Source organism: Enemella evansiae (assembly GCF_004362375.1).
Classification (GTDB): Bacteria; Actinomycetota; Actinomycetes; order Propionibacteriales; family Propionibacteriaceae; genus Enemella; species Enemella evansiae.
Genome location: NZ_SNXA01000010.1, coordinates 514,270 through 538,972, shown reverse-complemented (window position 1 = coordinate 538,972; position 24,703 = coordinate 514,270). Strand labels below are relative to the sequence as shown.

20 protein-coding genes are annotated in these 24,703 nt (G+C 69.6%); 6 read left to right on the top strand and 14 right to left on the bottom strand.

All coding sequences use genetic code 11. The features are described from left to right. Nucleotides 1-3: 3 nt before the first annotated feature. On the bottom strand, nt 4-1,857 hold the full coding sequence (locus C8D81_RS13885; RefSeq protein ID WP_094404598.1) for a glycoside hydrolase family 15 protein: 1,854 nt from the start codon (nt 1,855-1,857) through the stop codon (nt 4-6). Between the two features lie 207 nt (nt 1,858-2,064). Here C8D81_RS13885 and C8D81_RS13880 point away from each other — a divergent pair, with 207 nt between their 5' ends. Next, nucleotides 2,065-3,708: a thiamine pyrophosphate-binding protein gene (locus tag C8D81_RS13880; RefSeq protein ID WP_133626264.1), complete on the top strand. Its 1,644-nt coding sequence runs from the start codon at nt 2,065-2,067 to the stop codon at nt 3,706-3,708. Between the two features lie 65 nt (nt 3,709-3,773). Next, nucleotides 3,774-6,197 carry an endopeptidase La gene (lon, locus tag C8D81_RS13875; protein ID WP_133626263.1) on the top strand — a complete coding sequence of 808 codons (2,424 nt, stop codon included), beginning with the start codon at nt 3,774-3,776 and terminating at the stop codon, nt 6,195-6,197. Nucleotides 6,198-6,226: 29 nt separating this feature from the next. On the opposite strand, the gene C8D81_RS13870 is transcribed toward lon, so the two are convergent. From C8D81_RS13870 to C8D81_RS21790, 8 genes are all read right to left on the bottom strand, one after another. Beyond that, nucleotides 6,227-6,622, bottom strand: a complete 396-nt coding sequence (locus tag C8D81_RS13870; RefSeq protein ID WP_133626262.1) for a DnaJ family domain-containing protein — start codon at nt 6,620-6,622, stop codon at nt 6,227-6,229. A 16-nt stretch (nt 6,623-6,638) separates the two neighbouring features. Next, nucleotides 6,639-7,970 (bottom strand): dipeptidase, encoded by a 1,332-nt coding sequence (locus tag C8D81_RS13865; protein WP_133626261.1) that lies wholly within the window; start codon nt 7,968-7,970, stop codon nt 6,639-6,641. Nucleotides 7,971-8,048: 78 nt separating this feature from the next. Next, complete coding sequence (locus C8D81_RS13860; protein ID WP_133626260.1) at nt 8,049-8,978, bottom strand: hypothetical protein; 930 nt, start codon at nt 8,976-8,978, stop codon at nt 8,049-8,051. A gap of 142 nt (nt 8,979-9,120) precedes the next feature. After that, nucleotides 9,121-9,681 (bottom strand): hypothetical protein, encoded by a 561-nt coding sequence (locus tag C8D81_RS21795; RefSeq protein ID WP_267873175.1) that lies wholly within the window; start codon nt 9,679-9,681, stop codon nt 9,121-9,123. Nucleotides 9,682-9,793: 112 nt separating this feature from the next. Beyond that, entirely contained in the window at nt 9,794-10,402 is a 609-nt protein-coding gene (locus C8D81_RS13850) for an RNA polymerase sigma factor (protein WP_208109287.1), read from the bottom strand. 165 nt (nt 10,403-10,567) lie between these two features. Continuing rightward, complete coding sequence (locus tag C8D81_RS13845; RefSeq protein WP_094432813.1) at nt 10,568-11,122, bottom strand: hypothetical protein; 555 nt, start codon at nt 11,120-11,122, stop codon at nt 10,568-10,570. 150 nt (nt 11,123-11,272) lie between these two features. Further along, nucleotides 11,273-12,166: a hypothetical protein gene (locus C8D81_RS21305; protein WP_208109286.1), complete on the bottom strand. Its 894-nt coding sequence runs from the start codon at nt 12,164-12,166 to the stop codon at nt 11,273-11,275. Nucleotides 12,167-12,343: 177 nt separating this feature from the next. Further along, the gene (locus tag C8D81_RS21790) at nt 12,344-13,234 is read right to left on the bottom strand and encodes a hypothetical protein (protein ID WP_133626259.1); all 891 of its coding nucleotides are present in this window, start codon (nt 13,232-13,234) and stop codon (nt 12,344-12,346) included. A 348-nt stretch (nt 13,235-13,582) separates the two neighbouring features. On the opposite strand from C8D81_RS21790, the gene C8D81_RS13830 reads away from it, so the two are divergent. After that, nucleotides 13,583-14,968 carry an HNH endonuclease signature motif containing protein gene (locus C8D81_RS13830; protein ID WP_133626258.1) on the top strand — a complete coding sequence of 462 codons (1,386 nt, stop codon included), beginning with the start codon at nt 13,583-13,585 and terminating at the stop codon, nt 14,966-14,968. A 498-nt stretch (nt 14,969-15,466) separates the two neighbouring features. Here the strand turns inward: C8D81_RS13830 and purL are convergent, their stop codons facing one another. Continuing rightward, complete coding sequence (gene purL, locus C8D81_RS13825) at nt 15,467-17,749, bottom strand: phosphoribosylformylglycinamidine synthase subunit PurL (protein WP_133626257.1); 2,283 nt, start codon at nt 17,747-17,749, stop codon at nt 15,467-15,469. A 48-nt stretch (nt 17,750-17,797) separates the two neighbouring features. Next, a complete protein-coding gene (locus tag C8D81_RS13820; RefSeq protein ID WP_133626256.1) occupies nt 17,798-18,166 on the bottom strand; it encodes a hypothetical protein in 369 nt (122 codons plus the stop codon). Between the two features lie 409 nt (nt 18,167-18,575). Here C8D81_RS13820 and C8D81_RS13815 point away from each other — a divergent pair, with 409 nt between their 5' ends. The 3 genes from C8D81_RS13815 (at nt 18,576) to C8D81_RS13805 (ending at nt 21,264) form a co-directional block, all read left to right on the top strand. Next, complete coding sequence (locus C8D81_RS13815) at nt 18,576-18,995, top strand: hypothetical protein (protein ID WP_133626255.1); 420 nt, start codon at nt 18,576-18,578, stop codon at nt 18,993-18,995. A gap of 300 nt (nt 18,996-19,295) precedes the next feature. Continuing rightward, the gene (locus C8D81_RS13810) at nt 19,296-20,291 is read left to right on the top strand and encodes a LacI family DNA-binding transcriptional regulator (protein ID WP_166646818.1); all 996 of its coding nucleotides are present in this window, start codon (nt 19,296-19,298) and stop codon (nt 20,289-20,291) included. Between the two features lie 175 nt (nt 20,292-20,466). Then, a complete protein-coding gene (locus C8D81_RS13805; RefSeq protein ID WP_208109285.1) occupies nt 20,467-21,264 on the top strand; it encodes a class I mannose-6-phosphate isomerase in 798 nt (265 codons plus the stop codon). On the opposite strand, the gene C8D81_RS13800 is transcribed toward C8D81_RS13805, so the two are convergent. Genes C8D81_RS13800 through C8D81_RS13790 form a run of 3 tightly spaced genes read right to left on the bottom strand, consistent with a single transcriptional unit; the run spans nt 21,237 to nt 24,654 of the window. After that, on the bottom strand, nt 21,237-22,637 hold the full coding sequence (locus C8D81_RS13800) for a xylulokinase (RefSeq protein WP_133626252.1): 1,401 nt from the start codon (nt 22,635-22,637) through the stop codon (nt 21,237-21,239). The two genes, C8D81_RS13805 and C8D81_RS13800, sit on opposite strands and share 28 nt — an antisense overlap. After that, nucleotides 22,634-23,614, bottom strand: a complete 981-nt coding sequence (locus tag C8D81_RS13795; protein WP_166646817.1) for a beta/alpha barrel domain-containing protein — start codon at nt 23,612-23,614, stop codon at nt 22,634-22,636. Before C8D81_RS13795 ends, C8D81_RS13800 begins: the two co-directional genes overlap by 4 nt. Before the next feature lie 5 nt (nt 23,615-23,619). Next, the gene (locus tag C8D81_RS13790; RefSeq protein ID WP_133626250.1) at nt 23,620-24,654 is read right to left on the bottom strand and encodes an NAD(P)-dependent alcohol dehydrogenase; all 1,035 of its coding nucleotides are present in this window, start codon (nt 24,652-24,654) and stop codon (nt 23,620-23,622) included. Between the last annotated feature and the right edge of the window lie 49 nt (nt 24,655-24,703).

Sequence of the window (24,703 nt, the reverse complement as noted above, 5' to 3'; positions counted from 1 at the left end):
ACCTCAGCGAATCGGGTCCGCGGTCTCGCGGACGGCGGGCAACCCGCGCTGCAACCGGTCCAGGGTGACCGCGGCGTTCACCAGAGTCAGATGGCTGAACGCCTGCGGGTAGTTGCCGACCATCCGGCCCTCGACCGGGTCGTACTCCTCGCTGAGCAGGCCGACGTCGTTGCAGAGCCCGACCAGCCGGTCCATCAGCGCGTGCGCGTCGTCGGTACGCCCGGCCAGGGCGTACGCCTCCACCAGCCAGAAAGAGCAGGCCAGGAAGGGATATTCGTCCCCGGCGAGCCCGTCGACACCGCTGGAGGTGCGGTAGCGCAGCAGCAACTCGTCGCGCATCAGGTCGTTCTCGATCGCCTCGATGGTGCCGAGCACCCGGGGATCGTCCCCGGGCAGGAAGCCGGTCTGCGGAATGGTCAGCAGCGAGGCGTCCACCTCGGTGGTGCCGTAGTGCTGGGTGAAGGTGTTCTTCTCGGTGTTGAACCCCTGCGTCAGCACCTCATCGCGGACCTGGTCGCGGATCTCGCGCCAGCGTTCGGCGTCATTGGGTACGCCGAACTCCTCGGCCGCCCGGATCGCGCAGTCCAGCGCCACCCAGACCATCACCCGGGAGTGGGTGAACGCCTGCCGCTCGCCGCGGATCTCCCACAGCCCGTTGTCCGGCTCCTGCCAGTGGTCGGCGAGATCGTTCACCAGCGCCCGCTGCATCGCCCACGCCTCGTGGGACTCGGTCATCCCCTGCGCCCGGCCGCGTTCCAGCGCCATCAGCACCTTGCCGAGCACATCGGACTGCCGCTGGTCGGCGGCACCGTTGCCGATCCGCACCGGCCGCGAATCGGCGTACCCGGGCAGATGGCCCAGCTCGCGTTCCAGCAGGTCGCGGGAGCCGTCGATGCCGTACATGATCTGCAGGTCGCCCGGATCGCCGGCGACCGCCCGCATCAGCCAACCGCGCCACAGCTCGGTCTCATCCAGATAACCGGTGCCGAGCAGGGCCTCCAGGGTGTACGCCGCATCGCGCAGCCAGCAGAACCGGTAGTCCCAGTTGCGGACCCCGCCGAAATCCTCCGGCAGCGAGGTGGTGACCGCGGCGACGATCCCGCCGGTCCCGGCATGGGTGAGCAGCCGCAGCACCTGCACCGAGCGCTCGACCTGATCCGCCCAACGCCCGGTGTAGGAGAACCGGGCGGCCCAGTTCCGGCTGATCGTCAATGTCTTGGTGAGCTGGTCCTCCACATCGAGGGCGTCGGGGATCTCGTGCCAGGAACGCACCCAGGTGGTCGACCAGGCGTACTCCTGACCGGCCCGCACCACATGCTCGCCGACGTGCCGGCCGTCCTCGGCGGTGGGCAGCTCGGGGCCGCGCAGCACCAGCATGTCCGGGCCGGCGGTCGCGGTCACCATCTCCGACAGCTCACCCCGGTTCCGCCGGGTCACCCAGGGCCGGATGTCGCCGTAGCCTGGCCGGACCACCCATTCGTGGCGGATCGTCACCTCACCGGAGATCCCGCGGACGATCCGCATCACATCGGCGCGGCCGTCGGACAGCGGCATGAAGTCGAGCACCTGGATCACCCCGCTCGCGGTGGTGTGGGTGGTCTCCAGCACGAAGCTGTCGTCGAGGTAGCGCCGGGTGGTCTCGGCCTCCTCGACCGGGCCGATCAGCCACCGGCCGTTGTCGGGGGTACCGAGCAGGGCGGCGAAACAGGCGGCCGAGTCGAAGCGCGGCAGGCAGAGCCAGTCCAGCGACCCGTCCCGGCTGACCAGGGCCGCGGTGCCGGTGTCACCGAGCACGGCGTAATCAGCGATCGGGGTGCGGTTGGCGGCCGTCTCGGCCTGGGTTTCGGAGACCGACATGGGCCAGATGGTAGCGGCGCCGGTCTCGCGGTTCGATCGTGGTCTCCCGCCCGGAGTGGCGCGCGTGCTAACTTCCGTGGCGTCCGACCCGGTGCGGCGTGCAGCCCGCGGGTCGAGTTCGGAAAAGGGACTGGCGTCAGGGTCGGCAGGTGGACCCTCGAGACACATATGGCCGCCACTTGTTCTGCCCATGTCCCGGGAGTTCCCATGACCACCGACTCACCCACCGTCGCCACCGCCCTGGCCGATCGGCTCGCCGAGCACGTCGACGTCGTCTTCGGCGTCCTCGGCAACGGCAATGCCCATTTCATCGATGCCCTGCTGCGGCATCCGGTCCGCTGGGTCGCGATGCGGCACGAGTGCGGCACGGTCGCGGCCGCCGACGGCCATCACCGCGCCGGCGGGAAGCTGGCGCTTGCGACCACCACCTACGGGCCGGGGTTCACCAACGCCGCGACCAGCCTGGCCGAGGCCCGGATGGCGCGGATCCCGCTGCTGCTGGTCACCGCGCAGGCCCCGACGGCGGGGCTGCGGCCCTGGGACATCGACCAGGTCGCGTTCGCCGAGACGATGGGCGTACCCACCCTGGTGCTGAGCACCGACAATGTCGCCGCCGCGGTCGCCGAGGCGGTGACGCGGGCCGTCGGCGAGCGCACCCCGGTTGTGCTGGCACTCCCCTACGACCTGATCGAGCAGCCGGTCACCGCAGCGTCCGCGGCGCCCGCGCCGGTGGCGACCCCGGAGCCGCGACCGCTGAGCGAGGACGCGCTGGCCGATCTGGTGACTGCCCTGGCCGCGGCGAAGCGGCCGATGATCCTGGCCGGCCGCGGCGCGGTGCCGGCGGCCGAGGGGGTACGCCTGTTGGCGGCTTTGCTCGGTGCGCTCGGGGTCACCAGCGCCACCGCCCGCGGCCTGTTCACCGGTCAAGAGCTGGATGCCGGGGTGGCCGGCGGGTTCGCCTCGCCGCGGACCGCCGAGCTGATCGGCGAGGCCGATCTGGCGCTGGTCCTGGGCGCGGGGTTGAACCAGTTCACGATGTCCTTCGGCGACACCTTCGCCGCCGGCACCGACCTCTGGCAGATCGACGACCTGGCCGCCGCCACCCACCCGCGGGTGGACCGGTTCGCCTCGGCCGATGTCGGCGCGGCCTGCGACCAGCTGCTGGCCGCGGTCGCCGACCGGTCGCCGGCCGCGGGCTGGGATCCGGCGGCGGTGGCCGGCGCCCAGGCCGACCGCGAGCCGGGTGACGAGTTGGCGCCCGACGGCCTGCTCGATCCCCGGTCGCTGACCCGCCGACTGAACGAGATCCTGCCCGCGGACCGGGTCGTCGCGTTGGACGGCGGGCACTATGTGGGCTGGCCGAACACCTATCTCGACCTGCCCGACGAGCGCAGCATGCACTGGTCCGGTTCCGCCTTCCAGTCGATCGGGCTGGGGCTGCAGACGGCGGTCGGGATCGCGCACGCCCGCCCGGACCGGGTGCTGGTGATGTGCTGTGGTGACGGCGGGGCGCTGATGGGGGCGGCCGATCTGGAGACGCTGATCCGCGAGTCCCGGCGTACCGTCGTGGTGATCTACAACGACGCCGCCTACGGCGCCGAGATCCACCAGTACGGCGCCCGCGGCATCAACACGCTGCCGATGCTTATCCCGCGGGTCGACTTCGCCGGGATGGCGCGCGCCCTCGGCGCCCGGGCCGAGGTGATTCGCCGGCTCGACGACCTGGCCGGGCTGGCCGACTGGGTCGACGACGGCGCCGACGGGCTGTACCTGGTGGACTGCCGGGTCTCCCCCGACATCGTCGCGCCCTATATCAAGGAGATCATCGCCAAGACCCTCGTCCGGGACTGAAATCTGGTCCGAAACTGGTCTAGACCAACTGGAATAGTAATCATGTAATCGGCGTTGCGGATTGCATGAGTAACGAGACCTCACCGGTCGGCGGTGCCGGATCGAACACGACCGCCCCGTATCCCGTCCTGTTCCTCGACGACGTCGTCGTGCTGCCCGGCATGGTCGTTCCCGTCGAACTGGACAACAACGCGCAGGCGACGATCGATGCCGCTCGCGCCGCACATCCCGATGATTCATCCCCCGACGCCGGTCGCGACTCCGCGATCCGGCAGCCGCTGCTGATCGTGCCCCGCATCGAGGGCCGCACCGGCGCCATCGGCACCATCGCCGAGGTCACCCAGGTCGGCCGGCTGCCCTCCGGCGAACCCGCCGCGGTGGTCCGCGGCCTGCACCGCGCCAGCATCGGCGCCGGCACCGTCGGCCCGGGCGCGGCCCTCTGGGTGCAGGCCACCGAGCTCGACGACGACGGCGCCCCGAGCGGACACGCCCGCGAGCTGGCCACCGAGTACAAGACCGTGCTGATGTCGATCCTGCAGACCCGCGGGGCCTGGCAGATCCTCGACGCGGTCCAGCGGATGGACACCCCGGCCGAGCTGATCGCCGCCGCGAGCTATGCCCCGTGGCTGGACAGCGCGACCAGGCTGCGGTTGCTGGAGACCCTCGATCCGGAGGACCGGCTGGCCGACCTGCTGAAGACCGCCAAGGACGTGCTGGCGGAGGTCGAGGTCACCGAGAAGATCCGCGAGGACGTGCGCGAGGGGATGGAGAAGACCCAGCGCGAATACCTGCTGCGCCAGCAGCTCGCCGCGATCCGCAAGGAACTCGGCCAGCTGTCCGGCGACGAGACCGAGGGCGGCGACGACTACCGCTCCCGGATCGAGGCCGCGGACCTGCCCGAGGCGGTACGCGAGGCCGCGCTGCGCGAGGCCGACCGGCTGGAGAGCTCGGCCGAGTCCAACCCCGAAACGGGCTGGATCCGGACCTGGCTGGACACCGTGCTCGACCTACCCTGGTCGACCCGCACCGACGACAGCACCGACATCGCCGCCGCCCGCGGCGTACTCGATGCCGATCACAGCGGACTGGACGATGTGAAGGACCGGATCGTCGAATACCTGGCCGTCCGCGCCCGCCGCGAACAGCGCGGTTTGCAGGTCGTCGGCGGCCGCGGCTCCGGCGCGGTGATGGCGCTCGTCGGCCCGCCCGGTGTCGGCAAGACCTCGCTCGGCGAATCGGTCGCGCACGCGCTCGGCCGCAAGTTCGTCCGCGTCGCCCTGGGCGGCGTCCGCGACGAGGCCGAGATCCGCGGCCACCGGCGGACCTATGTCGGTGCGCTGCCCGGCCGGATCGTCCGGGCGATCAAGGAGGCCGGTTCGATGAACCCGGTCGTGCTGCTCGACGAGATCGACAAGGTCGGCTCGGACTTCCGCGGCGACCCCGCGGCGGCCCTGCTCGAGGTGCTCGACCCGGCGCAGAACCACACCTTCCGCGATCACTACCTGGAACTGGATCTGGACCTGTCCGATGTGTTGTTCCTGGCGACCGCGAATGTCGCCGAGACCATCCCGGAGGCGCTGCTGGACCGGATGGAGCTGATCCGCCTCGACGGCTACACCGAGGACGAGAAGGTCTCGATCGCCCGCGACCACCTGCTGGCCCGCCAGCTGGAGCGCGCCGGGTTGACCACCGAGGACGTCACCGTCGAGGACGGGGCGCTGCGCCAGCTCGCCACCAACTACACCCGGGAGGCCGGGGTACGGCAGCTGGAGCGGGGCATCGCCAAGATCCTGCGCAAGGTCGCCACGAAGCTGGCCACCAGCGAGGACGCCGCCACGCCCGTGGTCGTCGGCGAGGACCAGGTGACCGAGTATCTCGGCCGTGCCCGGTTCGAGCCGGAGGCGGCTCGCCCGGACGGCATCCCCGGGGTCGCGACCGGCCTGGCCGTGACCGGCGCCGGTGGTGACGTGCTCTATGTGGAGGTCGCCACCATGCCCGGCAAGGCGGGGCTGACGCTGACCGGTCAGCTCGGTGATGTGATGAAGGAGTCGGCGGCGATCGCGCTCGGTTTCCTGCGCGCCAACGGCGAACGGCTCGGCATCGACACCGCGCCGTTGACCGATCACACGGTGCACGTGCACTTCCCCGCCGGGGCGGTGCCGAAGGACGGCCCCAGTGCCGGTGTCACGATGACCACCGCGCTCGCCTCGCTGCTCACCGGCCGCGAGGTGCGCACCGAGGTGGGGATGACCGGCGAGGTGTCGCTGACCGGGCGGGTGCTGCCGATCGGTGGGGTGAAGCAGAAGCTGCTCGCCGCCCATCGGGCCGGGCTGACCGAGGTGATCATCCCGAAGCGCAACGAGCCCGACCTGGACGATGTGCCCGAGGCGGTCCGCGAGGCGCTGACCGTCCACCTGGCCGAGAACGTGGCCGATGTCATCGACATCGCGCTGGCCCCGGCCACCGCGGAGCAGGAACTGGCCGCCTGAGCAGGTGAGCTCGCAGAATCCCTGCGAGGCTAGGAATCGGCGCCGCCGGCATCACGCCGGCGGCGCCATTCTGCGATCACCTCGTCGACGTTCAGCCGGCTGACCACGATCATCGGGCCCGCATCGCGGCGCAGCCAGGACTCCTTGATCCGTTCGTTCAGGTCGACCACGATCGCTTGGGCCTGGTCCTCGGTCCGCACGTCGGCCAGGGTGCGCTGGATCTCGGCCCGTTCGCGGCGCAGTTGCAGGGTCTCGGGCAGCGGCGGTTTGAGACCCTCGCGTTCGAGTTTGGCCTTGATCCACCAGCCCTCGTCGCGATCGCCGAGATTCGGGATCGGCTTGCCCGCCCCCGGCAGGTCGTCGAACTCACCGCGTTCGATGGCCTCCCGGATCTGGCGGTCGATCCAGCTCTCGAACTTGACCATCAGGCCCCCTCACTGGTCAGGACTGGGCCAGGCGTTCCAGGAACAGTGCCTCCGCCCCGGCCGCGGATCGGAAATCCCCCAGGTGCAGGGATTCGTCGGTCGAGTGCATCCGTGAGGTCGGGTCGACGACCGCGGTGGCGAGCACCAGCGCATCGGGATGGTGGGCCATGAAGGCGGCGGCGAGCGGGATGGATCCACCGAGCCCCATCTCGACCACCTCGGTCCCCCAGGCGTCGGCGTACGCCCGGCGCGCGGTCTCGGCGTACGGTCCGGTGAGCGGCATCTGGGACGGGCTGCCCTGCTCACCCATGGTGACCTCGACCCGGGCACCCCAGGGGGCGTTCGCCCGGAGATGATCGGCGACCAACTGCTGGGCCTTCGCGGGATCATCACCGGCAGCGAGCCGGACGCTGATCTTGGCCCGCGCCGAGGGGATCAAGGTGTTGGAGGCCCTGGCGACCGGGGTGGTGTCGATACCGATCACCGTGATCGCGGGCTTGGTCCACATCCGCTGCACCAGTGGGCCCTCGCCGATGAACTCGACCCCGTCCAGCAGCCCGGCCTCGGCCCGCAACCGGTCCTCGGGATAGTCGAGATCCGGCGCCTCGGTGGCGACAAGCCCTTGCACGGCGACGTTTCCGGCGTCGTCGTGCAGGCTGGCGAGGATCCGGGTGAGGGCCATCAGGGCGTCCGGGGCGACCCCGCCGTACTGGCCGGAGTGCAGGCCGTGATCGAGAGTGGACACCTCGACGACCAGATCGGTCATGCCCCGCAACCGGGTGGTGAAGGCGGGCTGGCCGACGTCCCAGTTGCCGGAATCGGCGATCACGAAGACATCGCAGGCGAGCCGGTCACCGTGCTCGGCGAAGAACGCATCGAGGCTGGGTGAGCCGATCTCCTCCTCACCCTCGACGAAGACCGTCACCCCGACCGGCGGCTTGCCGTCGAAGGCGCGCAGTGCGGCCAGGTGCACCCCGAAGCCGCCCTTGTCGTCGGCCGCGCCGCGGGCATAGAGCCGCCCATCGCGTTCGGTGGCGGTGAACGGATCGCTGGCCCACTGCGTCTCGTCACCCGGCGGCTGGACGTCGTGGTGGGCGTAGAGGGTGACGGTCGGTTTCCCTTCCGGGGCAGGGAATTTTCCGATCACCGCGGGCCGGCCACCGTCGGCGGAGAGGATCTCCACCTCGGCGCCGAGTTCGCGCAGCTTGTCGGCGACGAAGTCGGCGCTGCGGCGGACATCCTCGGCCCGCTCCGGATCCGCGCTCACCGAGGGGATCGCGATCAGCTCGGCCAGGTCGGTCCGCACCGACGGCAGTACCCGGTCAACGGCGGCAAGAACGTCACTCATGCCCGCCACTCTAGTCAGCGTGCGGCGGTCCGAGCGGGGTACGCCCGGCCCCGAGCGCCGGGCGTACCCCGCCGGGTCTCAGACCCCGGTGCTGGGCAGCCCGCCGCTGGCCTCCGGGGTGGTGCGGGTGCCGGACGAGGCGGGCCCGGCCGGGTTCTTCGGCTGCTCGCCGGTGCCGGCCCAGATCGGGAAGGTGAACTTGCCGCGGACCAGCGCGCCGGCCGAATCGCCGGTAACGTCGTAACTCCCGTTGGCCCCGGACGGCCAGCCGCCGGCGGGTGCCGGGAAGACCAGCAGTGCGGTCCCGTCCGGCCCGGCGGTCTGGTGCGCGTTGGCCCAGGGTGCGGACTGACGATTGGGCAGCACCGAGCCGTCCAGCCGTTCGCCGGGGTTGGCGCCGGAGATCGCCAGGGTCAGCGGGGCGTGCGGGCCCGAGGGCAGCCGGAGGTCGGCGGTCAGCCGGGCGCTGCGGGTCACCCGGAAGGTCGTGCTCTCGACCTGACCGGTGTTGCTGGTGACGGTGAAGCGGTAGTCGGTGCCGACCAGCCAGCCGGCGCTGGGCGGCGGGATGGTCGCGCTGACCGAGCCATCGGCGCCGGCCCGGAGCTCGTAGTGGTACGCGGCCTCACCCTGGCCGACCGCGCCGCCGTCGATGTCGACCCAGCCGCCGGGCGCCAGCCCGGTGACGGTCACCTCGAGGTTGTCCCGGGACGCGACCGGGGTCTGGAAGGCGACGCTCATCCGAGTGGTCGGGGTTGCGGTCGGGGTGCTGGACCCGGTCGCCGTCGGAGTCGCCTTCGGCGTACCGGTGCTGGTGGGCTTCGCGGTCGGCGTGGGCTTGCCGGTCGAGGTGGGCTTCGCGCTGGTCGTGGGTTTCGCGGTGACCGCCGGCGTACCCGGCGCGACCGGGGTGGGCGTCGCGAGTGCCGGACCGAGGCCGAGGACGAGAACGCCGGTGGCACCGGCGGCGAGTGCGGAGAGTCGGGCGAGGCTGCTGCGGGTGGACATGATGGACTCCTGGGGCCGTAGGGATCGCCGCATTCCCTTTACTGGCGGGTTTTGCGGTCACCGGAGAGGAGTACGCCCACCGGGCCGGAGTTCCGCCGGCGTGGTCACGACTCGATGACGATCTCCCGGCGGAGCCAGCCCGTCAGGCCGTGCCCGGGGTACGCGTCGGCGGCCGGGTCTTGGTGGGGCTCTTGGTCGGCGGCCGGGTTGTCGTCCGGGTCGGCTTCGGGGACGTCGTGGGCTCGGCGGTCTCGGTCGGTACCGGGGTGATCGGGATCGGGGTCGGCGTGACCGACGGGGTGGGTGTCGGCGTCGGGGTCGGTGTCGGCCGGTGGGTCGTCGGCCGCGGCGCCGGGGGCTGGGGGGCGGGCGGCGGGGTGGGCGTGGGGGTCGGCTCCGGGGTCGACGTCGGGCTCGGTGTCGGCAGCTCCGGGGTCGGCGACACACTGGCCGGCGGCGTCGGCGTACCGGCCGGCAGCATCGACCCGTTGCCGTGGGTGACCTGGAAACCGGCCGCACCGACGGCCAGGCCGGCCGCCACCGCGGCGGCAGCGACGGGCAGCAGCCAGCGCTGCACGGGCCGACCTGCCCGGGCCGCGGGTTCAGCAAGAATCCTCGCCAGCATGGCATCGGCCCCGGGTAGCTCGCGCTCGCGCAGCGGGTCGATGCTCGGCCGGTTGGGGTCCATCCCGTTCGCTGTCATGCCGGGGCCTCCTCCTTTCCGATCCGCGTTGTCTGAGTGGTCTGGTTTGTCTGACCGCCCGGAAGGAGTCCGGGTCGGGCTCGGAGGTTCCATCCTCTGAATGAGATGTTGCTCATCCCTCGTCACCCCCGAGCAGCCGCGCGACCTCGGTGGTCGCCAGCTTCTGCCGAGCCCGGGACAGCCGGGATTTCACCGTGCCGACCGGTACCCCGAGCACCTCGGCGCATTCGGCCAGCTCGAGCCCGCTCCACACGACCAGTTCGATGACCGCGCGCTGGTTCTCCGGCAGTTGGGCGAGCACCTGGCGTACCCGGGCCATCCCGGCCTCCTGGGCGAGCCAGTCGCCGACATTGTCCTGCGGGCCGCCGGGCTCGTCGCCGATCCGCCGGGCCAGCCGGAGCCGACGCTTGCCGCCGCGGGCGCTGTTCAGCACCTCGTGCCGGGCCATCGACAGCAGGATCGGCGCCGCGGACTGCCGGCGCAGCGGGTCGACGCGGCCCTCACAGGCCCGGCGCCAGAGGGTCGCGAAGGTCGCCTGGGTGAGATCCTCGGCCAGCGCCCAGGAGGCGGTCGCACGGAAGCAGAAGTTGTAGACGAGCTTGTTGTAGCGCCGGAAGAGGAACGCGAAATCGGCCTCGACGCGGTCCTGCAGGCCACGCCAGAGGATCTCGTCGGTCGGCTCGGGCAGCGCGGTCATGGGCGCCACCACCAACTCCACCATCGTCCCCTCCTGTCAGGCCCGCCGGCCAGACGTGTCCGAACCGGAGGAGTCCGCCGTCCGGGTGTGCGTTCCGCGAGCGAATAACGGTTGCATAACGGCGGCTCGGTCTGCTGCCGGCTCGTCCCGTGCTGATCGTATGGCCGTCCCGTGTCGTTGTCGGCCGCTTCAGACGCCCGTCTTGGCCAGGCCACCGCTGGCCTCACGCGCTGCGCCGGCGGGGTTCCGCGTCGCAGCGGGCTTCGTGGGGGTCGCCTTGGCCGCGCCGGACGGGGTGCGGAAGGTTCCAGTCCGGTGTCCGGCCCCCTGTGAGTCGCCGCCGACACCCCACAGGTAGGTGGAGTTGGCGGGCCAGCGCCCGTTCGGCGGGGCGAGTCGGAGCACGGCGCGGCCGTTGGCGTCGGCGCGCGCTGTGTCGATGGTCTCGGCCTGCGCCTGGTCGTCCCGACCGGCCGCCGCGGAGACCTGCGATCCGGGCCGGGCGCCGGTGACCACCAGCACCGCCGGCGCGGTGAGGCTGCCGGGCGCCTGCACGCTGACGGTCAGCTTCCGCTCGGCGGGCTTGGTCGGCGGTCGGCTGGTGGTGGGAGCTGGGGTGACCGTGCCGTGCGGGGTGCCCGGTGCGGCGGGCGTTGGTGCGGCGATCGCTGTGGGTACGGCGAATGCGGCCCCGGCGAGTGCGGTGCCGGCGATCGCCAGGGCGATTCGGTGCCGGGTCTTCATGGCGGGCTCCTTTGTCCGAACTGTGTGTGCAGTGAGATGGCCGGCCAGACCGAAAAGTTGGCTGCCGGGGTGAAAAAACGATCGGTCCGGATCCGGCTCCCCCAAGCCGAACCCGGACCGACCGAGACCTCTGCCGGCGTACCGGTCCTGTCAGACGCCGGTCTTCGCCAGGCCGCCGCTGCTGTCCTTGGTGGTGGTGGTGCCGCCGCCGGTGCTCTTGCCGCCGTGGAAGGTGAAGCTGGCCTCGTAGAAGTGGTCACCCATGCCCTCCTGGTCGACGACCACGGTGTACTTCTGGCCGTCCACCCAGCCGCCCTTGGGCGCCGGGATGCTGAGCGTGATGGTGCCGTCCTTGCCGACAGGTCCGTAGCTGCGGATCTCGGCGCCGTCGGTGCCGTCGGGGCCGACGGATGCGGACATCTTGGTCCCCGGGGTCAGGCCCTTCATGTGGACGACGGCCGGGGCGGTGCTGCTGCTCGGCGGCGTCAGCGTGCCGGTGCCCGTCTTGCTGCCGGCCGGGGTGGTGAAGTGCTTCGTGACGACCGTGCCGTTCACCTCGACGCGCACCTCATAGGTCAGGCTGGGGATCCAGCCACCCTTCGGTGCCGACAGCACGGTCCGTGCCGAGTGATCGACGACCCTGCCGCTGCCCGAGCTCACCACCTTGTCAGTGCCCGGTTCGCCGATCGAGGCCGAGATGGTGTCGCTGGTCGCGCCGCTCACGTTGACCACGACCGGGGCGGTCAGCGACTCCGGCGCCGACGCCGAGACCGACAGCGGGCCGACCGGTGCCTGCGTGGGCGTCCGGGTCGCGGTCGGGGTGCTGGTCGCCGAGGGAGTACTCGTCGCCCTCGGCGTGTTGGTGGCGGTCGCCTTCGGCGTGTTGGTGGCGGTAGCCTTCGGCGTGCTGGTGGCGGCCGGCTTGCCGGTCGCGCTCGGGGTCGCGGTGGGCGCGGCCATGGCCAGCGGGGCGCTCAGCGCGAGACCGGCGATGCCGGCGGTCAGTGCGGAGGCGATGGCGGCGGTACGCGTGCTCTTCTTCATGGTCTGTCTCCTGATTCGGGAGCCGCCGTCGGCTCCGTACACCCGTTGAGATGGTCGACGTCCGGGAAAAGTTGCCTGAGGGTGGGCTTTTCGGTCCGGAAGGTTCCGCTCGGATCTCTGGTACGCCGACAAGCGGCCCGCCCGATTACTCGGACGGGCCGCTCGCTCCTCGGTGGGTCAGACGCCGGTCTTGGCCAGACCCCCGGTGCTGTCCTTGCTGCTGCCGCCAGCGGTGTAGCCACCGTTATCGCCGGTGCCTTTGCCGCCACGGAAGGTGAAGGTGGCCTCGTAGTAGTGATCGCCCATGCCCTCCTGGTTGACGACCACGGCGTATGTCTGGCCGTACTTCCACCCGCCCTTCGGTGCGGGCAGCGAGAGGGTGATGGTGCCGTCCTTGCCGACGGTGCCCGAGGTGCTGCTCAGTGGGGTGCCGTCGGTCCCGTCCGGCCCGGCGTACGCCGACATCTTCGTACCTGGGGTGAGACCCTTGATGCGGACGACGACCGGTGCGGTGCTGCTGCTCGGCGGGGTCAGCGTCCCGGCGCCCTTCTTGCCGCCGGGCGCGGTGAAGCCCTCGGTGAGCGTCTTGCCGCCATTGGCGGTGACCTTCACCAGGTAGTACCCGCCGGGGACCCAGCCGCCCTTCGGGGCCGGAACATCGAACGTGGCCGCGCCGTTCTGGAACTTCCAGGCACTGCCGGCGCTCGCCACTCTCGACTGCCCCTGCTGGGTAGCCTCGGCAATCACCTCATCGCTGGTGATCCCGGTGACGCTGACCTTCGCGGGACCGGTCGTGGATGCCGGGGCGGTCACCGAGACCGTGAACTTCCCCACCGGCTTGCTGGTCGAGGTGGGGGTCGGCTCACCGGTCGGTGTCGTCGTGGGTGTCGCCTTCGGGGTCTTGGTCGGCTTACCGGTGGGTGTGCTGGTGGCGGTCGCCTTCGGCGTGCTGGTGCTGCTCGGGGTCGGGCTCGGCGCCGCCAGGGCGAGCGGGGCGCTCAGCGCCAGACCGGCGATGCCGGCGGTCAGTGCGGAGGCGATGGCGGCGGTACGCGTGGTCTTCAACATGATCTTGCTCCTGGACTTGGGGAGCCACTGTTGGCTCCGTACGCCCGGTGAGATGCCTGCCGTCGTGGAAAAGTTGGCAACGCTTCGATAACGCCCCCAGCGCTCACGTTCATCGAGTAGGTCGCCGTGCGCAGCGGAGCGGAGCAATGGCGACCGTGTCGAGATGAACCACCCCCATACGCCGGCTGAGCGAGCGAGGGACGAGTCCCCATCCGCCGGCTGAGCGAGCGAGGAACGAGCGAGTCGAAGCCAAGCCCACCAAAAAGGTTGTCCACAGATTTCCGGACTTTTCTGTGAGGGCGGGGAATCCGGGCGCGACTGTCAGACCCCTCCTATTGAACAGCAGGTATGACAGGCAGTGCAGCCACCCTCATCGAGACCGCGACCGCGGTCGATGACCTGCTACACACCGCCCTCACCGAACCAGCCGGCGACAGGCTGCTCACCGACGAACAGTTGCTGGAGTTGGCGGTCATCGGTGAGCGGATCACCTCCCGCCTCAAGGCTCTCACCACCCGCACGCTGGCCAGCATCGAGCACCGCAAGGCCACCGAACACGTCCACGGGATCAAAACCAGCCGCTGGCTGCAGGAACGGCACACCCACGCCTCGAACGATGCCTACGCCGCGATCCGCGAAGCCGTCCGCACCACCCAAGCGGGGCCGGTGTGGCAAGCCCTGGCCGAGGCGGAGATCTCGACCCACCAAGCCCGGGCGATCTTCGCCAGCATGCACTACCTCCCCCCGGATCTCCCGAAGGACAAGGAGACCGCGGCGGCACTAACGATGGTCCAGTGCGCCGAGCAGTTCGGGCCCGACGATCTCCGCGGACTCGGCGAGAGGTTGATCGAGGTCATCGACCCCGAACATGCCGATGAGATCCTCGGCGAACGGCTGGAACGCGAGGAGGCCGCGGCGCGCCGGAACCGCGAACTCCGTCTGCACCCCGACGGGATGGGATCCACCAACTTCAAAGGGAAGCTGCCGCTGGCCGATGGGGAGAAGCTCGCCGCCCTGCTCGACGCGCTCGTCGACCAGAACACCACCGATGCCCCACCCGCGTGCGGCCGTTACTGTCCCGGCCCCTCGTGTGGGGTCTGCGGCGGGCGCCCGTCCCGGGCGATGCGCCGGGCCGATGCCCTGATGGAGCTCTGTGCCACCTATGCCGACGCCAACCATGCCTCAGCCGGTGGTGCCGATCGAGCACGGGTCAATGTCACCGTGGATCTCCGGGCACTGGTCACCGGACTGGGGGTGAGCGAGGTCAACGGCCAGCTCCTGTCGGCGCAGCAGTTGCGGTTGCCGGCGTGCGATGCCGACATCATCCCGATGGTCCTCGACAGTTTCGGGATTCCGCTGGATGTGGGTCAGTTGAAGCGGTTCTTCACCCGCGAGCTCCGCGCCGCCCTGGTCGCCCGCGACGGCGGTTGCGTGTTCCCCGGCTGCGACCGGCCCGCACGGCTTTGCGATGCGCACCACATCACACCGTGGTGGTGGGGCGGGCCGACCAGTCTCGACAACGGGGTCCTGCTCTGCGCGCATCACCATGCCCTCGTCGAACCCACCCGGCAGCGGCTGCACAACCCGAACCGCTGGGAAGTCCGCATCAACCCCACCGACCGGTTGCCGGAATTCCTGCCACCACGGGCACTGGACCCGAAGCGCCGACCCCACAGACACCTGCGGCACCGACTCCGCACCACCCCGATCGGCCCCGGCGGGGACGACCATTGACGCAGCGCATCTCGACATGGCGGTTACTCAGCCCGGATCCACCGATCCCCGAGTAGTCAGCCATGCGGAGCCTGCGAAGCAATGGCGGCCGTGTCGAGATGACGCCGGTCGGCCGACTCGAGGGAAAACCAGGTCAGCTCGCGTAATCGGACGTGCAGTAGTCCCAGCGGTCCATGATCAAACCCGCTCTGACTGGGGTTGCCGACCGGTCAATTCTGACTACTGCACGTCCGGTTACGCCGCCGCTGGTCCGCACGACCGTCCGTCGGTCCAGCTACACCTGAGGCGGCGCCCCCCGGGTGTCCGCGCGCTGCTGGCGCGCCGGATGCTCGGGGCGACTCGTCCCAGCGTCCGCCAGGCCCTCTGGCTCACCGCGATCGTTGACGCCGCTCATCTCGACACGGCAGCCATTGCTCCGCTTCGCTCCGCAGATTTCGTGCCGGGGGCTGACGGGGGGCGGAGCCCCCGTCTGTCTGCCTACTCGATGAGCGTGGTTGCTCAGGCGTCGACGACGGTGCCCTCCATGGCGGCCGGGATCGGCGCCTGCCAGACCCGGCGCAGCTCATCAAGGGGGACCTCGAACAGGCCCTCGAACCGCAGCGCGCTCCCCCGCTCGCCGACGGTGCCGAGCTTCGTCACCGGCAGCCCGGCGTCCGGTCCGGTGGCCGCCTCGGCGAACCGCTGGGACTGCTCGGGGGATACCGAGACCAGCACCCGGCCGGTGGATTCGGACCACAACTCGACCGTCGGATCGCCCTCGCCCAGGCGTACCGAAGCCCCGAAATCCTTGCGCAGGCAGGATTCCGCGAGGGCCTGGGCAAGGCCGCCGTCGGCCAGGTCGTGGGCGGAGGTGAAGAGTCCGACCGAGGCGCCCCAGACCAGGAAGTCGGCGAGCCGCTTCTCGTGGTCGAAGTCGATCGCCGGCACCGTACCGCCGAGGTGACCGTCGTGGACGACATCGGCCCAGGCGGAGCCGGACAGCTCCTCCCGGGTGGTACCGATCAGCCAGATCTCATCGCCGGGGTTGGCGAAGCCCATCGGGGTCCGCTTCGCGACGTCGTCGATGACGCCGAGCACGCCGACGGTCGGGGTCGGCAGGATCGCGGTGGTACCGGTCTGGTTGTAGAAGGACACGTTGCCGCCGGTGACCGGTGTACCGAGTGCCTTGCAGCCGTCGACCAGGCCGAGGATCGCCTCGACGAACTGCCACATCACCGCGGGATCCTCCGGGGAGCCGAAGTTCAGGCAGTCGGTGATCGCCAGCGGCTGGGCGCCGGTGGTGGCGACATTGCGGTACGCCTCGGCGAGCGCGAATTGCGCACCCAGGTAGGGATTCAGGAAGGCCATCCGGGAATTGCAGTCGGTGCTGAGCGCGACGCCGAGGCCGGTCTTGGCATCGATCCGGAGCATGCCGGAGTCCTCCGGCTGGGCGAGCACGCTGTTGCCGCGGACGTAGCGGTCGTACTGGTCGGTGACCCAGGATTTGTCGCACAGGTTGGGAGATCCGACGAGTTCGAGGAAGGTACGCCTCAGCGCCTGCGGGTCGTTGTCGCGGGCGAGCGCGTTGCCGTCGTCGGCGGTCACCCGGTCCACCCAGTCGGGGCGGGCGTAGGGCCGCTCGTAGACCGGGCCGTCGTGGGCGACGGTCTTGGGGTCGACGTCGACGACCGTCTCGCCGTGCCAGTCGATGACCAGCCGATGGTCCTCGGTGACCTCGCCGACGACGGTCGCCTGGACGTCCCACTTGCGGCAGATCGCCATGAACTTCTCGACGTCGGAGGGCCGGACGACCGCCATCATCCGTTCCTGGGATTCGCTCATCAGGATCTCTTCGGGCGACAGCGTCGAGTCGCGCAGCGGCACCCGGTCGAGTTCGACGTGCATGCCGCCGTCGCCGGCGGAGGCCAATTCGCTGGTGGCACAGGAGATCCCGGCGGCGCCGAAGTCCTGGATGCCGGTGATCACGCCGGCCGCGAAGAGCTCCAGGGTGCACTCGATCAGCAGCTTCTCCATGAACGGGTCGCCGACCTGGACGGCGGGCCGCTTGGTCGGCGTACCCCCGGAAAAGGTTTCGGAAGCCAGGATCGAGGCGCCGCCGATGCCGTCGCCACCGGTGGCCGCGCCGTACATGATGACCTGGTTGCCAGCGCCGGAGGCCTTGGCGGTGTGCAGGTCCTCGTGGCGGAGTACGCCGACGCAGAGTGCGTTGACCAGTGGGTTGCCGGCGTAGGTCTTGTCGAAGACGACCTCGCCGCCGATGTTCGGCAGGCCCAGGCAGTTGCCGTAACCGCCGATCCCGGACACCACCCCCGGCAGCACGCGGCGGGTGTCGGCGGCGTCCAGCGGACCGAACCGCAGCGGGTCCATCACCCCGATCGGGCGGGCCCCCATGGCGAGGATGTCGCGGACGATGCCGCCGACGCCGGTCGCCGCGCCCTGGTGCGGCTCGACGTAGGAGGGGTGGTTGTGCGACTCGGCCTTGAACGTGACGGCGTACCCCTGACCGATGTCGAGCACCCCGGCGTTCTCGCCGATCCCGGCCAGCATCCGCCCGCGGGCGGTCTGTTGGGAGAGCTCGCCGAACTTCTTCAGGTGCACCTTGGAGGACTTGTAGGAGCAGTGCTCGGACCACATCACCGAATACATGGCGAGCTCGGCACCGGTGGGTCGGCGGCCGAGAATCTCGCGGATCCGGGCGTATTCGTTGTCCTTCAACCCGAGCTCGGCCCAGGGCTGCTCGACATCGGGGGTGTTGCGTGCGTCTGAAACGGTGTCGGCCACGGGCCGAATCTACCGCAACCGGCCGAATCGACGGTGATCGTCGACCCGTCAGACGCCGGTACGAGCCAGGCCGCCGCTGCTCTCCCCACCGGAAGCGCCGGAACCGGACCCGCCACCGGAGGGCGCCGACGGCTTGTTGGTCGGTTTGCCGGTCGGCTTGGTGGTCTTCGGCGGCGTCTTCGTTGGCGTCTTGGTCGGTGTCTTGGTCGCGGTCGGTGACTTCGTCGGCGTCTTCGTGGCGGTCGGCTCGGACGTGGGCTCGGCGGTCGGTTTGTTGGTCGGTTTGTTGGTCGGCTTGCTGGTGACCGTCGGCTCGGCGGTCGGGGCGGCGGTGGCGAACGGGGCGACCGCGAGCGCGACCAGGGCGCTCGCCGCGACCACCCCGCCGACGAACAGGGAGCGGGACTGACTGGGCATGGTTTCTCCTTTGTCTGGAACGCTGTCATCACGTTCATTCCAGGAGAGTCCGTACGCCACCCCGAAGTTCCATCGCGACCCAATTTTCCAACCCTGCTGCGATTTCCGCCCTTCCCCCCGTTCCTCGAGCAGGTCGCGTAGCGAGGATTCCTCACGTTCATCGAGTAAGTTGCGCAGCGAGGACTCCCCCACGTTCATCGAGTAGGTCGCGCAGCGACCGTGTCGAGATGAACCAGTACGCCCTCACGTTCATCGAGTAGGTCGCGCAGCGAGGACTCCCCCACGTTCATCGAGTAGGTCGCGCAGCGACCGTGTCGAGATGAACCCGAAAAGATCTCCCCAAACCTCTTGAGTTATTCGAACACCATGACTAATGTTGGATGTAGCGGATGAGAGGAGGTGATCACCGATGACCACCAACGAGCGAGCCGAAGTGTTCGCAGCGATCCGCGCCGAAAGCGACACCATCGCCCAGGCCGAAGCCCGCCGCCTGGTCGCGATCGCCGCCGCCTGCGACACCTACTCCGGACTCAACACCCACACCGACGAACTCACCGCCCGCGTGCTCCACGGCGAACAACTCGTCTTCCCCGGCGCCGACGGTACGCCCGGCATCACCGAGTTCTTCCACCTCGAACTCGCGATGTCACTGGGGTGCTCGCCCGAGACCGCGCAGGTCTGGACCGCCGACGTATTGAATCTGCGTCATCGGCATCCGTCCTGTGGCAGGCCACCTTGGACTGACACCCCCGTCTGGGTCGCCCGCAAAGTGTCCCGGGCGGCGTTGCATCTGTCGTCCACCCAGGCCCGCGAGTTCACCGTCGCATAGTGGGATATGCGTCCAGGTCGCGGTCCGATCAATCCCCCACCCCGTCGCTGCGAACCTGTCCTGGACCTGGCTGGGTGCCGGACCCACTGGACCCCGACAGTGGGTCCGGCACTCCAGCACCCACCCTGGTTCCCGGTTCGGGCAAGCGCTCAACTTGTCGGTGCCACCGATACCGTTCATGATCGGCGAGCGGGGTGCGACGGTCTACGATGGTTTCGCAGTGCCCGATACCGGAAGGGGTGGCGTGTGGGCCGAGTCGAGCCAGCCGCTGGGCCAGCGAGGCGCCCGACCCTTACCGACGTGGCCCGCGCGGCACAGGTCAGCCTGAAAACCGTGTCGCGCGTGGTGAACGAGGAGGCGAACGTCTCACCGGAGATGGCGGAGAAGGTCCGACGCGCGGCTGACTCCTTGGGATACCGGCACAACAGGATGGCCGCATTGCTCCGCAGCGGCCGCTCGGGGATGATCTCGCTCATCATCCGCGACCTCACGAACAGTTTCTATTCCGCGGTCGCCGTTGGCGCAGAGGCCGTGGTCGAGAGTCAGCGAAGCCTCTTGGTCATTTCCTCGCACGAGGCGCGACTCGACCGCCAGCAGGAACTACTCGAGGTGATGCTGAACCATCGTGCCGACGGCATAATCCTGGCCCCCGCCGCTGGCATCGACCCCTTGCTGAAGGCTGAGGTCGCCCGGGGCATGCCGGTCGTGGCCATCGATGTGGAGCCGCCGGGCACCCAGATCGATTCTGTGACCTTCGACAACCGTCGCGCAGCCCGAGACGCTGTCGATGAGGCGATCCGGATGGGCGCTTCGCGGTTTGCGATGATCTTCGAGTCCTACCAGCTCGCGACGATGGGGCTTCGGCGGGACGGTGCGGTTGACGCCCTGCGTGCTCACGGTCTTGAGGTTCGACCCGAGCTGATCCGCGATGGCGCACAGAGTTCAGCGGAGGCACATGCGATCGCGGCCGAGTTGATGGCTGCACCGGATCCGCCCGACGCGATCTTCTGCGGCAACAACATTGCTGCGGTCGGTGCCGCCGGTCTCACCCGCGGGAAAAATGTCACGTTGATCTCGTTCGACGATTTCCCCTTGTCGACCGTGCTGAAGGCACCAGTGGTGATCGTCGATCACGATGCCCGCGAGATGGGGGCGACCGCGGCTGAGATGCTGTTTCAGCGCATTGCTGACCCGACGCGCCCCGTGCGGCGGGCCATCTGTCCAACCGTCATCAAATCGCGGAAGGGTAATCGTGAGTTCAGCACCGTTGAGGTTGCCCGCAAATCAACCGGCTGACCGCTTCTATGCCGGCGGTGAGGCGATCGCCGCGTTTCGGGGGACCGCCTTCGGCGGAGGCCAGGTTCCCGAGGACTGGGTCGCCTCGACCACGACCCTGCACGGTGAGGAGAGCCTCGGCCTGAGTCGGCTACCGGATGGCGGACTCCTCGTGGACGCCATTCGGGATGACCCGATGACCTGGCTCGGACCGGAGCATCTGGCGGCATTCGGGACGGACACCATGCTGTTGACCAAGCTGTTGCATGCGGGCCAGCGACTGCCGGTGCACCTGCATCCCGACGGGGAGTTCGCCCGGAACCGGCTCGATCGTCGGCACGGTAAGACCGAGGCGTGGGTCATCCTGAGCGCGGGCGAGGTCTTCCTCGGTTGGCGACACCGGGTCACCCTCGACCGACTGCGCGAGCTGGTCGACCGGCAGGACACCCACGCACTGTTGGATCTGCTGCACCGCTTCGATGTCCGGCCAGGTGACGCAATCCTTGTCCCGGCAGGAATGCCGCATGCGATCGGCACCGGGGTGCTGCTGGTCGAGGTGCAGGAACCCGAGGACCTGTCGATCCTGCTGGAGTGGGCCGGTTTCGCCATCGAAGGAACGCGCGACGGTCACCTCGATCTCGGGTTCGACGTCGCGTTGCAGGCAGCGGACCTGGGCGTACGCTCCCCCGAACAGATCGCCGACCTCGTCGCCCACAACGACCGTGGCCCGGCGCTCCCGACGGCGGCGGAGCGATGGTTCCGCGTCGATGCGGTCTCCGACGGTGACGAGTTGCCCGCCGGATTCGGTGTGCTCGTTGGGATCGCTGGCGGGGGAGAGGTCAGTTGGCCCGGCGGCCGAACAGATGTGGAATCCGGCACCACGCTCGTCGTCCCGTACGCCGCTGGGCAACTTCGAGTGCACGGCGAGGTGCAGGTATTGCACTGCCGGCCGCCAGCAGCCGAGATTCAGGAACAGGCAGCGAACTCCAGGTAACGCTCCCGCACCTGAGGTGTCTCCGGCACCTCGTGGATGGCGGTCTCGCCGGCCACCCACTGCGGACGCGCGCCGGTCAGCACCCAGGCAGCCTGACGGGCCGCCCCGATCGCCACGTACTCCCCCGAGCTGGGCACCGCCACCGGCAATCCCAGGACTGCGGGCATGATTTGGCAGAGTGCGGCGGAGCGCGCAGCGCCGCCGACCAGGGTCACCCGATCGACCTGCACCCCCTGATTCCGCAGCGCGTCCAATCCGTACGCCATCAGTCCGGCCAGGCCTTCCACCGCCGCCCGGGCGTAGTTCTCCCGGCTCAGCGAGGACAACGTCATCCCGTGCAGGGTCCCGCTGGCATCGGGCAGATTAGGGGTCCGCTCACCCTCCAGGTAGGGCACCAGAACCAGACCTCCAGCACCTGGTTCCGCCGCGAGCGCGAGATCACTCAATCCGGCATGGTCGACCCCGAGGAGTCGTGCTGCGGAATCGAGGACACGCGAGCCGTTCAGCGTGCAGGCGAGCGGCAGGAAAACGCCGGTGGCGTCGCTGAACCCGGTGACCAACCCGGAAGCGTCGGCCGTCGGACGGGCGGAAACGGTCGCGACGACACCGGAGGTGCCGATCGACAGCAGCGTCTCCCCCGCGGCCAGTCCCAGTCCGAGCGCGGCACCGGCGTTGTCACCGCTGCCAGGACCAAGCAATGGCGCGTTCGACACGGCGGTTGCCGGTCCCACGGCGTCGTCCGGACCGAGCACGACCGGCAACCGCAACGATTCGGCGAGGGCGGTATCCCCGAGAGCCCGGGCCACCAACTCACGTCGATAATTCCCCGACGGAGCGTCGAAGTAACCGGTCCCGGAGGCATCGGATCGATCGGTCGCCAGATCGGACAACCGACCGGTACCGCGCAGTTTCCAGGTCAGCCAGTCATGCGGCAACGCAACCGCTGCCGTCCGTCGGGCGTTCTCGGGTTCGTGTTCGGCCAACCACCGCAGCTTCGACACCGTCAGCGATGCCAACGGAACCGATCCGACTGCCTCGGCCCAGGCTGCGGCCCCCAGTTCCTCGGTCAGCTCCGCAGCGGCACGCGCGGAGCGGGTGTCGTTCCACAACAGCGCCGGCCGCACGACGGCACCGTCCTCGGCGAGGCAGACCATCCCGTGCTGCTGTCCGCTCACCGACACCGCTAGGACGTCCTCCAGACCGCCTGCCCGCTCGATCGCCTGCAGCAGCGCCCGCCACCAGTGCGCCGGTTCGACCTCGGTCCCCGGAGGATGCGGCGCCGCACCGGACCGCACCTCGACCCCGGTCTCCGCGTCGCGGATGGTCACTTTGCAGGACTGGGTCGAGGAATCGATACCGGCGACCTTCTTCACTGCGCACCTGCCAGATACCAGTCGGCTTCGAGTTCGTCGGCAGACATCGGGTCGACTTCTCCGGGCCAGGCCGGATGCGGGTGCCGGCGCACGACCGCGCTCAACTGCTCCAGTCGCTGGACGGCCAGCCGGGCACCGCGACGTCGCCGATCCGCATCGAAGCGCCCCACTGCATCACCCCAGATCGCGCGCCCCGCCATGAAACCGCTTGCACCGGAACTCGTCGCGATCTGAAGCTGGGTGAGGAATCCGTCGAAGGTGACACCTGCGGACAACAGCACCCAGGGTCCGGCGGCAGCCGTATCCAACTCGGCGCAGGCGGCCTCGGCGGATCCACTCTGACGAGCCAGGTCGACAGGGAACTCGACCTTCATCACGTCCGCGCCCGCGTTCTTGAACAACCGCGTGGACTCCAGCACGCTGTCCGTACGCCGGGCCAGTTGCCGCGCGTCGGTCGAGTCCTCCCCCGACCTCCAGTACCAGAGGGGCTCGACGACCAGCGGCAACCCCACCCGGTGGCACCGCTCTGCGATCTCGGTCACCTGTTCGGCCAGCCGCGCCGATTCGTTGTCACCGGCCCGGTGGAACACCACGAGCTTGGCCACATCGATACCCAGGGCAGCCAGCTCCTCTGGACCCCAGCTCTCCCGGATCTCCAACCGGGGTTCGAAATCCGCGGAATCGGGTTGATAGTAGAGCCTCTCCAACCCGCTGATCGTGCCTACCGACCCGGGCACCGCGCCGGCGCGCACTGCCGGCCCCCAGGCGGTCGAAGGGTCCAACAGCAGTGCAGTGCACACCGGGGCCATGGCGGCGATCAGTTCGAGCTTCGATTCGACCACCTCGGCATGGGTCACCTGGGCCAGGTCTGGATCGAAGAGGATCGAATAGGTCTCGGGGTGGTCGATCGCGGCAGCGCGGATCAGTCCATCCGGATCGCAGATTCGGCTCAGTCGGCGCAGTCGGGCCAGCTCCATCGGCATCATCGCTGCGGCTCCACGATGCTCTTCAGCACATCGGGCTGATTGTCGATGTCCAGGGCGTGCTGGACCTCCGCCAGCCCGAATCGGCCGGTCACCAGCGAATCGAGGTCCACGGTCCCCTGTTGCACCATCGCGATCGCGGCGGGCCAGGTGTTGTTGTACCGGAAGATCCCGGTCAGGTTGATCTCGCGCGCGGTGATCGTGGAGACGGGCAGATTCATGTCGTCATCCCCCATCCCGACCAGCACGGCGCACCCCCCGGGTTTGACGGCCGCGATGCCCGAACGCACCGCCGGCAGCGCGCCGGTGGCATCGATGAAAGCGTCAAAACTCGCGTCGGGGACCTGCTCCGCCGCTGGATCGACAACCCGGGTCGCGCCGAACCGGAGCGCGATCTCCCGCCGTTCGGCCAGCAGGTCGGTCATCACAACCTCGCTGGCACCATAGGCCTTCGCGGCCTGTGCACAGATGATTCCGATAGGACCACACCCGGTGATCAGGACCGACGACCCCGGTTCGATGCCAGCCTTGCGCACCGCAGCGATCCCGCAGGAGAGCGGCTCCAGCAGGGCACCGCTTTCCATGGACATGTCGTCAGGGATGGTGTGGGCGAAGTCCGACTGGATCAGGCCGTAGTCGGCGAAGACCCCGTCGATGGGGGGTGTGGCATAGAATTCGATCTGCGGACACAGGTTGTACTCGCCCCGCTTGCACCACTCGCAAACCCGGCAACTACGTTGCGGTTCGATGGAGACCCGCTCGCCCACGCGGGCCGGATCGACCCCAGACCCGACGGCGACAATGGTTCCCGCCGATTCGTGTCCGAGCACGATCGGGCCGTCCACGACGAAGCCGCCGATCCGGCCGTGCCGGTAGTAGTGGACGTCGGAGCCGCAAACACCGACCGCTTCGATCCGGACCAGCACTTGATCAGGATCGGGAACCGGCATCTGGCGTTCTTCGACCGAAACCGTGAGGTCGGGTTGCAGCACGCTGGCCGCCATCGTGCCCGCGTCGGGAATCTCAGAGTTCATGGGTGTGCACCTTTGTCACGTATGGGCCGTCCGCCGTCGGGGCCCTGTC